The organism is Kribbella sp. NBC_00482 (assembly GCF_036013725.1).
Lineage (GTDB): Bacteria > Actinomycetota > Actinomycetes > Propionibacteriales > Kribbellaceae > Kribbella.
The window spans coordinates 6,503,888-6,518,947 of sequence record NZ_CP107881.1; the positions used below are offsets into that span (position 1 = coordinate 6,503,888).

Below are 15,060 nucleotides of genomic sequence, written 5' to 3' on the forward strand. Positions count from 1 at the left end.
CATTCCCGCTATGCGTCGGGCGCTCGGGATTGTCATCAGCACACTGTTCACCGTTCTCGCGGTGGCGGGTTTCGCCGTACCGGCCGAGGCTGCGACCGCGGCGTACGGCGACGAGATCGAGTCGTTCAAGATCGCCTACACGGTTTCCGAGGACGGCGTACTGCACGTCACGGAGACGATCGACTACACCTTCGCGGAGTCCGGGCGGCACGGGATCTACCGCGACCTGGTGATCCGCGAGCCGTACGCCGACGACAAGACGAAGGACCAGAAGTACGAGGTCTCGAACATCCTGGTGTCGTCGCCGACCGCGCCGGACCAGTTCACGACAGAGAAGGCGAAGTTCAACCAGGATCGCGACCAGACACTGCGGATCAAGATCGGCTCGAAGAGCCAGACGATCTGGTCGACCAGCGCGAAGTACGTGATCTCGTACGACGTACGTGGCGCGCTCCGGCACTTCGACGACCACAGCGAGCTGTACTGGGATGCCACCGGCTCGGCGTGGGATGCCCACATCGCGAAGGTCAGCGTGACTGTCCAGGCGCCGGAGGGTGTGCAGCAGGTCGAGTGCTACAGCGGCAAGGCCGGCTCCACCAGCTCCTGCGAGAAGAAGTCCCTTGCCGGTGGCATCGGGCTCTTCACCGACTCCAAGCTGCTCTCCGGGAGCCAGCTGACGATCGTTGCCGGGATCAAGGCCGGCGCTGTGCAGAACGACACCCCGATCGTGGTCGATCCGCCGAACTGGCTGGAGCGCAGCGGGCTGTCGTGGCTCGCGCTCGCCGGGTCTGTCCTCGCGACCGCGGCCGGTATCGCCGCCGCGTACCTCTACAACCGGGGAGGCCTCCGCGACCTGCGATACGTCGGCCTGCCGCCGGGGATCGTCCCGCCCGCGGGCGGGAGTGCGCAGATCGGGAAGGACCACCTCGCTGCTGACCAGATTCCGGTGGCGTTCGCGCCGCCTGAGGTCACGGTCGCCGAGGGTGGGCTGATGGCCGACGTGACCGACAAGTCCACCGCCCTCGCGGCCACCCTGATGCACCTCGCCGTCCGCGGCGCAATCCGCCTCGACAACACCGACGAGGGTGCGCGCAAGGCCGTGCTGGTCGATCCGGAGGTCGCGACGGCGACGCACGAGAAGGTGCTGCTCAAGGGACTGTTCCCGAAGCAGGAGACCGGCGAGGAGCGGACGCTCGAACGCGCCGAGGTCGGCGACTACACGCTGGTTCAGGCCGCGGACAAGATGTACGACGCTGTCTGGATCAACATCAAACGGCAGCAGTGGTACCTCAGGCTGCCCGCCGCGTCCGGAAACGACGACGGCTCGACCGCCCTCGGCTGGATGCTCACCGTCGCGCTCGTCATCCTCGGTTTCGGCGCCGCGCAGATCGGGTCCGGGCCGGCGACCGCGGGCCGCGTGATCGCGATCATCGTCCCCGGGTGCGCTCTGCTGACCCTGCTCTGGATGTGGATCGGGCGGAAGCGGCGCGGGCAGCGGAGTGCGGAAGGTCGCGCCATCACGGACCAGGTCATCGGGTTCCGCCAGTACCTCGCCACCGCCGAGGCGGATCAGCTGCGCTTCGAGGAGGGTGAGGACATCTTCTCGAAGTACCTGCCCTGGGCGATCGCCTTCCGTCTCGCAACCCGCTGGCAGCGCGTGTGCGGGGAACTCGTGGAGGCGGACCGCCTGACACCCGATCCGACGTGGTACGTCGGCCCTTCGTACTACCACTCCAACTGGTCGGCGAGCTCGATCAGCACCTCGGTGCAGTCCACGTTCGTGCCGCCGCCACCTCCTGCGCCCGCGCCCGGATCAGGTGGCGGCAGCTCGTCCGGCTTCAGCTCGTACAGCGGTTCCTCGTCGTCGTCCTCGGGTTCGTCGGGCGGCGGGGGAGGCGGCGGTGGCGGCGGGAGCTGGTAGCTCAGACCGTTCCACCTGCGGCTGTGGGGGCCGTGGGGTCGGCGCCGGCGTCGCCGACGGTCTCGCGGGCCAGGAAGTCCTCGAGGTGGAAGAGGTTGTCGCCGGCGCGCTTCGCGACGTTGACCAGAGTGTTCATGGCCGAGACCTCCTCGACCTGCTCCTTGAGGAACCACTGCATGAACTGCTCGCCGACGTAGTCGCTCTCGTCACGGGCCGTGCGCGCGAGCATCTCGATCTGCTTGGTGACCGTGATCTCCTGCGCCAGCGCGAGTTCGAGCGGCTCGAGTGCGGTCTTGAAGTCCGACTCGACCTCGCCGACGGCCGGGATGTGCGGCCGGATGTCCTTGTCGAGCAGGTACTGGACCATCATCATCGCGTGGTTGCGCTCTTCGAGTGACTGCTTGTAGAAGTGCGCGGCCAGCTGCGGCAGGTCCTGGTCGTCGAACCAGACAGCGACCGCCACGTACTGCTGGGAGGCCGTGAATTCGTTGCGGATCTGCTCCTGCAGGAGTTTCTCGTACGTGCTCATGCCGTCAATGTAACGGCGATCCGCCGAATCCACACCGTTGGCGAGCCTGACCTAACCGGCTCGATTCCGTCCCAGTTCGACCACCTCGGTACCGCCTCCGGGCAGGCTGATCCGCACCGTCGTACCGTCCACGGCGACATCGATGCCCTCGGCAAGCGCCTCCGGCCGGAGGGCGTCGCGGGTCAGCAGTACGGCGTTCACGAGCACCAACGGCTCCCCCCGATGCGATGCCGTCAAGTACGGCGTCGCCGAGTGCGGGCCGTACGGGTTCACTCCCAGCCCGCGGTGCACGCCGGCTACGTCGTACCCGTGCAGGCCGACCACCGCCGATACCAATCCGTCTGAATTCCGTGCGGAGGCGGCGCCTTCGCTGGCTGTTGCCTCCGGCAAAGAGTCGCTGGCGACAGCGAATCCGCCGCTGCGCACCAGCGCTCCGGCGGGGCCTTCAACCAGTGCGCACCGGATCTCCCAGCCGCTGTGCACCACCGACGTGATCTCGATCGCCCACGGTCCTTCGTCACCGAGCCAGGCGTTGTGCCACGAGGACGCCGTACTGCCGTCCACGCCGAGCCGCCGGATCCGCCCGCGCCCGCTGGCCAGACCTTCGGGGGACACCAGCGAGATCAGGTTGTCCACGTGCGGCTCGTGATCGGACAGATCCGGCCCAGCGTGGTTCGCGTACGCCAGCCGGTTGTAGTGCGGATCGCCCGCCGGTTCCACGCCCTGCGGCTCCGCCACCGGCGCGTGGTCGGCGCCGTGGTTCACCAGCTGCACGACCTGATCGTGGCGGCTCGCATGCACGATCCACCCCGGCTCGGGCATTGCTCGGAGTTGATCCGCGTTGTCCAGCGGAATCGAGTCCTCCGGGTCCGCCCACACCGGGTGCTCCGGCGGCAGGATCAGCCCGACGAAACCCTTCGAGGCCCAGTACGGCGAACCAGGACCGGAGTACTGCTGCGTCGTCGGCAGGAACGTGTCGTACCACCCGAGCGTCAGCACGCCACGCTCGTCCGGCACCCCGTGCTGCACGAAATGCCGCGCGATCCCCGAGCACAGCCGCCGCGTCTCACCCGGCGTCAACGGCGTCGAGTCGAGCAGCGCGCCCATCCAGTACGGCGCCGCGGCCGCCATCCGGTAGGTCAGCGACCGGCCCTGGTAGATCGGCGCCCCGTCGTTCCCGACCAGGTGTACGGCGTCTTCGAGGAAGAGTTTGATCCGCTCCTTGTACAGCTTCAGCCGGTCCTCGTACTGCGCTCCCGGCGTCACGGCTGCCATCCGCGCCCAGAGACCCGGGTACAGGTGCATCGCCCAGCCGATGTAGTTGTCGAAGTTCTGCCCGTCGCCGTCGGAGTACCAGCCGTTGCCGACGTACCAGTCCTCGATCCGGTCGAGGCCGCCGTCGATGTCCTCCTGCGAGTACGGCGCTCCCACCGACGCGAGAAACTGCTCGCTGACGACCTGGAACAGCCGCCAGTTGTTGTCGTGCGTCGTCGACCCGTTGAAGCCGCCGAGCCACTCCGCCACGTGCTCCTGCGCCCGCGTGTCGAGGCGGTCCCAGATCCATTCGCGGGTCTCGTGCAGCGCCACCGCGATCGCCGCGGCCTCCACCATCTGCTGCGACCTCGGGGTGAGTCGCAGCCACGCCTCGGGGTGGTCCGGGTTGGCGCCGTTCGCGACGCCCCGCGCGTACCGCTCGATCAGTTCCTCGCAGCCCTTGCCCTGGACGCCGGCGATCCGGAACGCGGCGAGCATGAACGACCGGGCGAATCCCTCCAGCGCGTCGGACGCCGTACCCGACCTGCTCGGCCGGCCCGGGAGGTCGACCAGCGAGGCGCCGGGGGAGAAGTACGGAACGAGCGAATCGAGCAGATGGTCCGCGAGCGCCTCCCAGTGCGCCCGCACCCATCCGGTCTGGCGGGACAGTTGACGGTCGGTGTCCGGCAGGATCAAGCGGGTCATGCGAGTCTCCCGATTTCGGAGGGGCTGATGGCGTGCAGGAGGGGTTCGCCGGCGGTCAGGCGTTCGAGTTCGCTGACCGCGAGCTCGCCGAGGCGGGCGATCTCGTTGCCGACGGCACCGGCGACGTGCGGGGTGACGAAGACGTTCGGAAGGTCGAGCAGCGGCGAGTCCGGCGGCAGCGGCTCCGGGTCGGTGACGTCGAGGATCGCGTCGATCCGGCCGGTCGCGCACTCGCGGATCAGAGCCTCGGAATCGATGATCTTGCCGCGGGCCGTGTTGATGAGCGAAGAGCCGTCCTTCAGCAGCGCGAGCAGCCGCGCGTCCACCAGACCGACCGTCTCCGGCAGCAGCGGCGCGTGCACGCTGAGGATGTCGCTGCGGCGGAAGAGCGTGTCGTTGTCGACCAGTTCCGCACCGAGGGCCGCGGCCTCGTCCGTGGTCAGGTACGGGTCGCTGATCAGCACTTCGAGGTCGAATCCGCGCAACCGCTCGGCGACCATCTTCGCGATGCGGGACGCCCCCAGCAGGCCGACCGTCGTACCGTAGCTGCCCGGCATCCCGTGCGGGTCGGCCTTACGCCGCTCCAGCCGGTACTGCGCTGCGAGCCGGAACGCCCGCTTCCCGGCCAGCACGATCGCCGCGACCGTGAACTCGGCGACCGGCTGCGCGTTCGCCGTGGCCGCCGAGGAGACCTGGATACCGCGGTCGAACGCCGCCGGATCGACGATCGCCTTGACCGAGCCGGCCGCGTGCAGGATCGCCTGCAGCTTGGGCGCCGCCTCGAGAACCTCCGGCCCGATCCGCGGGCAGCCCCAGCCGGTGAGCAGTACGTCGACGTCCGGGAGCGCCGCCCGTACGGCGGGGTCGGCGAGGAAACTGGAGCCGGGTCCGACCGGCAGCACGGTGGCGATCGCCTCGAGGCGCTGCCGGACCCGCGGCACCAGGACGCGGTCCCGGCTGGCGTCGTTCATCGCCAGCATGACGGTCAGGGCGGAGTTTGGCTCAGGGCTCACGACGAACAACCTAGCAAGCGCTTTCCGCTGCTGTCGCGCCTACCGCCGAGTCTTGGAACATCCTGAATCTTTCCCAGGGCCGGAATTAGTCCGCGACGTCGTGGCGTTGGCAAGGTAGAAGTACTTGTCGGTTTGTTGGAAGTGACGAAGGAGACGACGATGCTGCGACCGGACGACCTCTACGAGATCGTCGACGAGTCGGTGGCCACCGGCCCGGCGGCGCCCCCGAAGGTCCTGGTGCACTCGCTGGACGGGTTCATGGACGCCGGCCAGGCGGGGCGCGTGACCGCGGACCACCTGCTCGAGGTGCTGGACCACCGGCTGCTGGCGAGGTTCGACGTCGACCTTCTGCACGACTACCGGGCTCGGCGGCCCGAGGTGACGTTCTCCGAGGACCGGTTCACCGACTACGACCCGCCGCACCTGAGCCTGCATCTGGTGACCGACGACGCGGGCGTCGACTTCCTGCTGCTCGAGGGCGCCGAGCCGGACAGCCACTGGGACCGGTTCGCCGGGGCGATCCGGCAGCTCAACGAGCTCTACAACGTGACGCTCACGGTCGGTGTGCACGGCATCCCGATGGGTGTGCCGCACACGCGGCCGCTCGGCTTGACGGCGCACGCGACGCGGCCCGAGCTGGTCACCCGGTCGAACATCTGGGACGGCGAGATGCGGCTGCCCGCGAGCGCGGGGACGATGCTGCAGGTCCGTCTCGGCGAGGCGGGCAAGGACGCGATGGGCTTCGCCGTCCACGTGCCGCACTACCTGGCCGAGAACCGCTTCCCGGGTGCCGCACTGGCCCTCGTGCACGCGATCTCGGCCGCGACCGGCCTGCTCCTCCCTAGCAAGGCCCTGCTCGACGAGGCCGCCGTCACCGGCCGGCTGGTCGACGAGCAGGTCGAGGCTTCCGAGGACGCCAGCGCAGTCGTCAAGGCGCTCGAAACGCAGTACGACGCCGCCGACGGCTCCCTGACCCGCAAGAGCCTCCTGGCCGACTCGACCCCCTCCGCAGAAGAGCTCGGCGCAGAAGTAGAACAATTCCTCGCCGAACTCAACCGCGAAGACAACGACTAACCCTCCACACCCCGCCCCGCCCCGCGCACCCCCGCCCCACGCACCCCCGCCCCACCACCCGCACCGCACCACCGCCCCGGCTCCGAACCACCGCCCCGCCCGAACCACCGCCCCGCCCGAACCACCGCCCCGCCCGAACCACGCCGACGCGTCACCCCGCAGTCGCCCTGTCGCATCCTCATTTGCCTGGCAGACCCAGCAATTTGGCTGGTGGACCCACCAAATGAGGGGTTAGTGACCCTTAGCCAGGGTCAGGAACCCCCCATTTGATGGGTCTGCCAGGCAAATGGGGGACTGGGCGTTGGGTGTACGTGATGGTTTCCACAGTGGGTACGGCGTTGCTCGGCGGTCGGGGCTGTCAGGATGAGGCATGCCTGAGTCGCTGGAGGATCTGGTCGAGCTGCTCGACCTGGAGAAGATCGACGTCGACCTGTTCCGCGGTCGTCAGCCGCAGACCTCGATGCAACGGGTGTTCGGTGGACAGGTGCTCGGTCAGGCGCTCGCGGCGGCCGGGCGGTCCGTCGACGCCGAGCGTGTCGTGCACTCGCTGCACGGGTACTTCCTGCGCGGGGGCGACACGTCCGTGCCGATCGTGTACCGCGCGGAACCGACCCGCGACGGCGGATCGTTCAGCAGCCGCCGAGTGGTGGCGTCGCAGAACGGGAAGCCGATCTTCTACATGTCCGCGTCCTTCCAGCGCCCGGAACCCGGCCTGGATCACCAGGACCCGATGCCCGACGACGCCGTACCGCCCGAGGAGGCGCCGCGCCTGGCGACCGTTCTCGAGGCGCGGTCGGGCCGACCGGCCGCCGATTGGGACAAGGAGTGGGCGGCGCTCGACGTACGCCTGGCCGGTGTCACGGGTCGGCAGTTCTGGATAAGGGCCGCCGGCAAGCTTCCCGACGATCCGGCGCTGCACGCGTGCGTGCTGGCCTACGCGAGCGACTTGACGCTGCTCGGCGCCAGCCTGCTCCCGCACGGCATCGTCATCGGCGACCGCCGCATCCAGCCGGCGTCGCTCGATCACGCACTCTGGTTCCACCGGCCGTTCCGCGCCGACGAGTGGCTGCTGTACGACCAGTCGTCGCCGTCCGCCTCCGGAGCCCGCGGCTTCGCCACCGGCCGCCTCTACAACGAGTCAGGCAGCCTCGTCGCCTCCGTCGCACAGGAGGGCCTGATCCGCCCCGTCGGCCTGGACCTCGACGAATCAAACTGACCGGGTTATCGGGCCTGGACGGCGAGGGCGACGGCGTCGGCTACTCGGTTGGGGTGGGGGATGGGTCGGCCGGTGGCGATGCGGATGGCGGGTGGGCCGGGTTTCGTCCAGCTGGCGCTTGCGCCGGCGACGGCGATGCCGTGGGACGCGAGGACAAGGAGCGCCTCGTGTTCGCTGCGAACTGGCACCCAGATCGCCAGGCCGTCGACGCCGGTCGTCTGGACGCCGCGGGCGGCCAGCAGTTGCGTGAGGTGGTCGCGGCGTTCCCGGTACGCCGTACGCGCGCTGGCGACCGCGGTCTTCGACAGTTCGTCGTCGAGCAGCCAGGCGAGCGCGTTCTGCAGCATGCGACTCGTCCAGCCCGAACCGAACTGCCGGTAGACGCGGACCCGCTCGATCGGCTCGGCGGCACCGGCCATCACGGCGAGGCGGAGGTCGGGGGAGTGGGACTTGGAGTAGCTCCGCACCAGCACGCTCTGATCCGGCAGTACTTCGGCGACCCCGTGGTACTCGAACGAGCTCAGCTCGCCGAGCCCGTCGTCCTCGATCACGAGGGTGTCGGTCCCGGCGAGCAGCGCCGCGAGCTCGTCGCGGCGCGACGGCGTCACCGAGGCACCGAAATGTGAGCTGCTCCGCGGCTCGTAGATGAACGCGACCGGATCGTGCTGGAGCGCCTCCTGCAGCGATGCCGGGACCGGGCCCTCCGCATCGGTCGCGACGGGCACCGGCCGCGCGCCGACGTTGTCGAGGATGTCCAGCAGGCGCGGGGTCGCGGGCTCTTCGATCGCCACGTGTTCGCCGGGGACAACCGTCGTACGCATCAGCAGGAGGAGGCCTTCGTAGCCGCCGTTCACGCACATCCAGTGGTCGGTCTCGAAGGGCCACGTTCGGGCGGCGGCCGCGCGGAGCGGCGCGCTGATCGAGACCACCTCGTACGAGTGCAGGTCGGGGTCGCGGAGGGCGTGGACGAACGCGTCGGCCATGTCCGGCAGCAGCGCCGGGTCCGGGATCGCGCGCGAGAGGTTGAGGGTCTGATCCGGCCACAGGCGGGAGATGTTCTCGTAGCGGGCCGGCCGGGGGACCGCGAGACCGCCGAGCACCCACGTGCCCTGCCGCCCGCCGCCGGCGACGACGCGTTGCTTGCGCAGGGTTGCCCAGGCTGCGGACACGGTCGCCGGGCTGACATCCAGCCGGGGAGCGAGCGCGCGTACGGTCGGAAGGCGGGTCTGCGGCTGGAGCTCACCGTGCCGGACCAGCCGGGAGATCGCTGCCGCGATCCCCGCCGCGCTGGGCTCGGTGATCTGCTCGGCCAGCCAGGCCGACGACACCGCCGGACCGTCCTGCGGTGGAACGTCTTCGGCCATGCCTTCCCCCAGGTTTTTGATCAGTAACATTTCAATGCATTGTTCGGGTGATCGCGCTGAACATAGGCTACCGAACAATCGAGCTCGCGACAGCGACGTCGCGCATCCGACCCGGACCCCACGAGAGCGTCCCGGCATCGAAGGAACGAACCGCGTGAAGCTTCACCTCGGCGTACGCCACTGGGACCACGTGATCCCGTTGGCCCTCGGCGACGTCCCCGGCCCGACCGTCACCCGGCTGGAGGCGACGCCGGATCTGTGGGGTGCACCCGAGTACGACGGCGGCGAGACCTCGTTCAGCCGCTACGTCCGGGCCCGTGCGGCCGGGGACGACCGGGTGGTCGCGCTACCGATCTTCCTGATGCGCGGCTTCCGGCATCGCTGCATCATCGTCCGGCGGGACTCGACGGCCGAGACCGCGGCAGACCTGAAGGGCGCCCGGATCGGCCTGACCGGCTGGCCGGACAGCGGCAACACCTGGACCCGCGCGATCCTCGCCGAAGCCGGCGTCGGCATCCACGACGCCGACTGGCAGGTCGGCCCGCTCACCGCGGCCCACCCGGTGGTGGACCGCCTCGGGGGAGTTGCTGTCGGCAACAACATCCGGCATACCGCTGACGGAGCGCGGCTCGTGGATCTCCTGCTGGACAAGGAGCTCGACGCCGTGATGACGCCTTTCATGCCACCAGGTTTCCACGACCAGGACTCGCCGTACCGGACGCTGTTCCGCGACACTCGCTTTGAGGAGCGTGCCTACTACGGTCGCCATGGCTTCATTCCCGGCATCCACTTGCTTGCCCTGCGCAAGGAGATACTGGAGGAAAGGCCCGAGATCGCTCAGCAGCTCATCGACCTGTTCGAGCAGGCGAAGCAGCTCAGCTTCCAGCGCCGGAACAAGCTGATGGACATCACCCCCTGGCACAACGAAGAAGTCGGCGTCACCAGCAGGCTCTTCGGCCCGGACTGGATGCCGTACGGCGTCTCCGCCGACCGCCGCATGGTCGCCGCCTTCCAGGACCACCTCGTCGCCCAGGAGTTGCTCGCGCAGCCCGTGCCCGCCGAAGACCTGTTTCCCTACCAGATCGACCCGTTGGAGAAGATCGCATGAGCACGCTCAACGTCTCGGCCGCGCAGTTCGTCGCGAGCGTCGACTGGCAGGAGAACCTGGACACGGCGACGCAGCTCATCAAGCAGGCGGATGCCGACGGCGTCGACCTGCTCGTACTCCCCGAAGGCGTCCTCGCGCGCTTCATCGAAGAGCGTGAGCGCATCCGCGAGTACGCCCAGCCGCTCGACGGCCCCTTCGTCACCGGCCTGCTCAAGGCCACCGAGGGCCTGCAGCTCACCGTCGTCGTCGGCATCCACGAGAAGTCCGCGAACGACAAGCCATACAACACCCTCGTCGTCCTGAAGGACGGCGCCATCACCGGCCTCTACCGCAAACTCCACCTGTACGACGCGTTCAGCCAACTGGAGTCCGACAACGTGACCCCGGCCGACGTCGTCCCCGAACTGATCGACGTCAACGGCTTCAAGGTCGGTCTGATGACCTGCTACGACGTCCGGTTCCCCGAACTGTCCCGCCTCCTCGCCCTCGACGGCGCCGACGTACTCGTGCTGCCGGCCGCCTGGGTCAAGGGCCCGCTCAAGGAACACCACTGGCAGACTCTCGTCACCGCCCGCGCGCTCGAGAACACCGTGTACGTCGTCGCAAGTGGTGAATGCGGTCAGCGCAACATCGGCCAGAGCCTCATCGTCGACCCGCTCGGTGTCCCGCTCGCCCAAGCAGCAGAGGAGCCGGCCACCATCACGGCCGTCGTCTCCCGGCAGCGTCTGACCGACGCCCGCCGCCGCCTGCCGGTTCTGATCAACCGGCGCTTCTCCGTCAGCCCCACCCCTCGACCGGTCGAAGCCGTCCCCACCAGCTGAAGCCGTAGGAGTAGTCGTGTCCATCCCCCGCACCGCAGCCCTCGCCCTACTGGTCGCAAGTGCACTCGGTGTGACCGCGTGCACCGCAGACCCGGTCGACACCAGCACCAACGCCAATGCGAAGGCGCCGGCCGCCGCGATCCCGCAGCAGCAGGTCGACAAGGCCCTGCACGACCAGTTGCCGGAGAAGATCAAGACCGCCGGCAAGATCATTGCCGTCAACAACGGGTCGTTCCCGCCGTACGTGATCGTCGGCACCGACAAGGACACCTCGATCGAAGGCGCGACCGCCGACCTGTCCCAGGCGATCAGCCAGCTGCTCGGCATCCAGATCGAGCACACCACCGTCGACGGCCTGGCCAGTGTCTTGTCCGGCATGCAGGCGAAGCGGTACGACCTGGACCTGGGACCGACCGGCGATTTCGTCGAGCGGCAGAAGCAGGCGACCTTCATCGACTACGTCCAGGAGTACGTCGTCTTCGCCGTGCACAAGGGGAATCCGAAGGGCATCGACGGTCTGGACACCGCGTGCGGCAAGCGGATCGCCGTACAGGCAGCAGGGTCGGCGGAGAAGGTGATCAAGGCGCAGTCGACCAAGTGCGTGGCGGCCGGGAAACCGCCGGTCGAGGTGCAGTCGTACAAGGACCAGCCGTCGTCGATCCTCGCGGTGCAGTCCAACCGGGCCGACGCGTTCTTCTCCTCGCAGGCGCCGCTGACCTACTTCGTGGCGCAGTCCGGTGGCAAGCTGGAACTGGCCGGCGTTGGCAAGGGCAACGGTTTCGAGGACCTGTTCCAGGGTGCGCTCGTGCCGATCGGGTCGCCGCTGGCCGACATACTGCTGGCTGCTTTCGAGAAACTGCATGCCAACGGCACCTATGACGCGATCATGGCGAAGTGGGGTCTGGAGAAGAACAAGCTGGCCAAACCCGGCCTCAACCTCGGGAAGGGCTGACCATGGCAACCACGGTGCAAGACGCTCCGGCCGCGGGCCTGGAGCTCGACGTCCGCAACGCGGCGCACCGCAAACACCCTTGGCGCTGGCTGTCGGCGCTCGTCGTACTGGTGTTCGCCGCGCAACTGGTCAAGATGCTCGTCACCAACGACAACTTCGGGTGGGACGTGGTCTGGGCCTGGCTGCGGGCCGAGTCGATCGTCCGGGGCCTCGGCGTCACGCTGATGCTGACCGTCGTCGCGATGGTGATCGGCGTCGTGCTCGGCGTACTCCTCGCGGTCTGCCGCATCTCGGCCAACCCGCTGCTGCGCGGCGCCGCCGGACTGTACATCTGGTTCTTCCGCGGTACGCCGACCCTCGTGCAGCTGATCTTCTTCTACAACCTGTCCGCGCTACTGCCCAAGCTGAACCTCGGCATCCCGTTCGGGCCGGTCTTCGCCAGCGTCGACACGAACACGTTGATCACCCCGCTACTGGCGGCGATCCTGGGCCTCGGGCTGAACGAGGGCGCCTACATGGCCGAGATCGTCCGCGGCGGTCTGCTCTCGGTCGACCCCGGTCAGCGCGAGGCGGGTCACGCGCTCGGGATGAAGAACTCGCGGATCATGAAGCGGATCATCCTGCCGCAGGCGATGCGCTTCATCGTGCCGCCGACGGGCAACCAGGTGATCAGCATGGTGAAGGCGACCGCGCTGGTCAGCGTGATCGCGCTCTCCGACCTGCTCTACACGGCGCAGTCGATCTACAACCGGACCTTCGAGACGATCCCGATGCTGATCGTGGTCTGCCTCTGGTACCTCGCGGTCACCTCGGTCCTGTACGTCGTCCAGTCGTTCATCGAACGGCACTACAACCGCGGCGCCCGGCACCAGGCTCCTAGTTTCTGGGACTTCTTGCGTATCCGTCCGAAGGGGAGTGCGGCATGAGTACGGCGGTATTGCAGGCGCGCGGTGTCCGCAAGAGCTTCGGGCACACCGAAGTACTGTCCGGGATCGATCTCGACGTCACACCGGGCGAGACCGTCGTGGTCCTCGGCCCGTCCGGTTCCGGCAAGTCGACGTTCCTGCGGTGCATCAACCTGCTCGAGTCCCTCGATGCGGGCCGCATCACCGTCGACGGCCGCGATGTCGGGTACGACGTACGCAACGGCCGCCTTCACGAGCTGTCGCCAAATGAGGTCGCTCGCCGGCGCCGGGACATCGGCATGGTGTTCCAGCAGTTCAACCTGTTCCCGCACATGACCGCGCTGGAGAACATCATCGAGGCGCCGATCGCGGTCCTGGGGGAGGGGCGACGGGAGGCGACCGCGCGTGCCGTCGACCTCCTCGCCGAGGTGGGACTGGCCGGCCGGGAGAAGGCGTACCCGCGCCAGCTGTCCGGCGGTCAGCAGCAACGCGTGGCGATCGCCCGGGCGCTGGCGATGCGGCCGAAGTTGATGCTGTTCGACGAGCCGACCTCGGCGCTCGACCCCGAGCTGGTCGGCGAGGTGCTCGCCACCATGAAGCGTCTCGCCAGCGCCGGTCTGACGATGGTCGTCGTCACCCACGAGATCAGTTTCGCCCGTGAGGCCGCCGACCGGGTCGTGTTCATGGACGCCGGCCAGGTGGTCGAGCAGGGCACGCCGGAGCAGGTGATCGACAATCCGCAGCACGAACGAACCCGTGCTTTTCTTTCCCGTTTCCTCTGATACCGTGGAGACATGTTGCAGCGCGCAGTAGTCACGACGACGCCGGACCTCGTCCTGGCGCGCTGACATCTGACTGTCTGACCAAGCCCCGGGGCGAGTGCCCCGGGGCTTTGTCGTGCTCCGTGGGTTCCTCGCCTCAACCCATGGAGGAATCATGTACGACCACCGCAAACTCGGCCGCGAACTCGGCCTGTTCGACTCCGACCCGCTGATCGGCGCGGGACTGCCCTACTGGTTGCCCGCCGGTGCCGCCGTCCGGCACGCCTTGGAGAGCTACATCGCCGAGGTGGAACGAAGAGCCGGCTATCAGCGGGTCTATTCACCGGTCCTCGGCAAGCGCGAGCTGTACGAGATCTCGGGCCACTGGGCCAAGTACCACGAGGACATGTACCCGCCGATGGACATGGGCGGTGAGCAACTGGTCCTGCGCCCCAGCATCTGCCCGCACCACGCTCTGATGTTCCGATCCCGCTCGCACAGCTACCGCGAACTCCCGCTCCGCCTCTCCGAGCTCGGCGGGCAGTACCGCGCCGAACTCTCCGGAGCGATCGGCGGCCTGAGCCGGGTCCGCGCGATGCAACTCAACGACGCCCACATCTTCTGCCGCCTCGACCAGGTGGCGGGAGAGGCCGCCGGGGCTTTGCAACTGATCAAGCAGGCGTACGCCGACCTGGGCATCAGCGCGTCGCGCTATGTGCTTGCACTTCCTTCCGACGACGCCGAGTTCAACAGCCCGGCCAGCAAGTACGTCGGTGACGCGGCAAGCTGGGCACAGGCCGCCGAACTGCTCCGTGAGGTCCTCGAGAACGCGGGCGTCGAATACGAGGACGCGCCGGGTGACGCGGCGTTCTACGGGCCGAAGATCGACATCCAGATGGAGGATTCGGCGGGACGCGAGTTCAGCCTGTCGACCGTCCAGATCGACTTCCACCAGCCGGAGGCGTTCGGGCTCGAGTACATCGGTGCCGACGGCAACAAGCACCGTCCGGTGATGGTGCACCGCGCGATCGTCGGGAGCATCGAGAGAGCGGTTGCTCAGCTGATCGAGGTGCACGGCGGCGCGTTCCCGGCGTGGCTGGCGCCGGTTCAGGTCGTCGTACTGCCGATCTCCGACGACGAGGAGAAACTCGCTGTGGAGGTCGCCCGGAGAGCATCGGATCGCGGGCTCCGGGTCGAGGTCGCGCATGCGGACGAGGGCAGTCTGGGCGCCCGGATCCGCGAGAACCGGCTGGCGCCGTACCAGGCCGTCATCGGTTCCCGCGAGGCCGCGGCCGGCCAGCTCGCGGTCCGGGAACGGGACGGCCGGCGCTGGGACCCGGCCCCGATCGGCGAGGTGCTGGATCGGATCCGGGTGGAGGCGGATCCCCATGCAGGCAGAAGTCACGATTCGGACGGGTTATGAGCACGTCCGAGGGG

At 68.5% G+C, this 15,060-nt stretch carries 13 protein-coding genes; 9 read left to right on the forward strand and 4 right to left on the reverse strand.

The window, feature by feature from the left end; translation table 11 throughout:
• The first annotated feature begins 10 nt into the window (after positions 1-10).
• A complete protein-coding gene (locus tag OHB24_RS31615) occupies positions 11-1,921 on the forward strand; it encodes a DUF2207 domain-containing protein (protein WP_327634514.1) in 1,911 nt (636 codons plus the stop codon).
• A 1-nt stretch (position 1,922) separates the two neighbouring features.
• Here OHB24_RS31615 and OHB24_RS31620 read toward each other — a convergent pair whose 3' ends face one another.
• From OHB24_RS31620 to OHB24_RS31630, 3 genes are read right to left on the reverse strand one after another with little or no spacing between them, the layout of a single operon-like run.
• Positions 1,923-2,450 (reverse strand): ferritin, encoded by a 528-nt coding sequence (locus tag OHB24_RS31620; protein ID WP_327634515.1) that lies wholly within the window; start codon positions 2,448-2,450, stop codon positions 1,923-1,925.
• Positions 2,451-2,501: 51 nt separating this feature from the next.
• Entirely contained in the window at positions 2,502-4,409 is a 1,908-nt protein-coding gene (locus OHB24_RS31625) for a DUF2264 domain-containing protein (protein WP_327634516.1), read from the reverse strand.
• The gene (locus OHB24_RS31630) at positions 4,406-5,422 is read right to left on the reverse strand and encodes a hydroxyacid dehydrogenase (protein ID WP_327634517.1); all 1,017 of its coding nucleotides are present in this window, start codon (positions 5,420-5,422) and stop codon (positions 4,406-4,408) included. The genes OHB24_RS31625 and OHB24_RS31630 overlap by 4 nt, the downstream gene beginning before the upstream one ends.
• A gap of 159 nt (positions 5,423-5,581) precedes the next feature.
• Between OHB24_RS31630 and OHB24_RS31635 the strand changes: the two genes are divergently transcribed.
• Together OHB24_RS31635 and OHB24_RS31640 are read left to right on the forward strand one after the other, a co-directional pair.
• Entirely contained in the window at positions 5,582-6,496 is a 915-nt protein-coding gene (locus OHB24_RS31635) for a proteasome assembly chaperone family protein (protein WP_327634518.1), read from the forward strand.
• A gap of 370 nt (positions 6,497-6,866) precedes the next feature.
• Complete coding sequence (locus OHB24_RS31640; protein WP_327634519.1) at positions 6,867-7,712, forward strand: acyl-CoA thioesterase; 846 nt, start codon at positions 6,867-6,869, stop codon at positions 7,710-7,712.
• A gap of 5 nt (positions 7,713-7,717) precedes the next feature.
• Here the strand turns inward: OHB24_RS31640 and OHB24_RS31645 are convergent, their stop codons facing one another.
• A complete protein-coding gene (locus tag OHB24_RS31645) occupies positions 7,718-9,076 on the reverse strand; it encodes an aminotransferase class I/II-fold pyridoxal phosphate-dependent enzyme (protein ID WP_327634520.1) in 1,359 nt (452 codons plus the stop codon).
• A gap of 154 nt (positions 9,077-9,230) precedes the next feature.
• Here OHB24_RS31645 and OHB24_RS31650 point away from each other — a divergent pair, with 154 nt between their 5' ends.
• From OHB24_RS31650 to thrS, 6 genes are all read left to right on the forward strand, one after another.
• On the forward strand, positions 9,231-10,184 hold the full coding sequence (locus tag OHB24_RS31650; protein ID WP_327634521.1) for a hypothetical protein: 954 nt from the start codon (positions 9,231-9,233) through the stop codon (positions 10,182-10,184).
• Positions 10,181-11,005: a deaminated glutathione amidase gene (locus OHB24_RS31655; RefSeq protein WP_327634522.1), complete on the forward strand. Its 825-nt coding sequence runs from the start codon at positions 10,181-10,183 to the stop codon at positions 11,003-11,005. The genes OHB24_RS31650 and OHB24_RS31655 overlap by 4 nt, the downstream gene beginning before the upstream one ends.
• Positions 11,006-11,021: 16 nt before the next feature.
• Positions 11,022-11,957, forward strand: coding sequence for an ABC transporter substrate-binding protein (locus OHB24_RS31660; RefSeq protein ID WP_327634523.1), 936 nt, complete (start codon positions 11,022-11,024; stop codon positions 11,955-11,957).
• Between the two features lie 2 nt (positions 11,958-11,959).
• Entirely contained in the window at positions 11,960-12,883 is a 924-nt protein-coding gene (locus OHB24_RS31665; protein WP_327634524.1) for an amino acid ABC transporter permease, read from the forward strand.
• Positions 12,880-13,644 (forward strand): amino acid ABC transporter ATP-binding protein, encoded by a 765-nt coding sequence (locus OHB24_RS31670; RefSeq protein ID WP_327634525.1) that lies wholly within the window; start codon positions 12,880-12,882, stop codon positions 13,642-13,644. The genes OHB24_RS31665 and OHB24_RS31670 overlap by 4 nt, the downstream gene beginning before the upstream one ends.
• 154 nt (positions 13,645-13,798) lie before the next feature.
• Complete coding sequence (gene thrS, locus OHB24_RS31675) at positions 13,799-15,046, forward strand: threonine--tRNA ligase (RefSeq protein WP_327634526.1); 1,248 nt, start codon at positions 13,799-13,801, stop codon at positions 15,044-15,046.
• Positions 15,047-15,060: the final 14 nt, after the last annotated feature.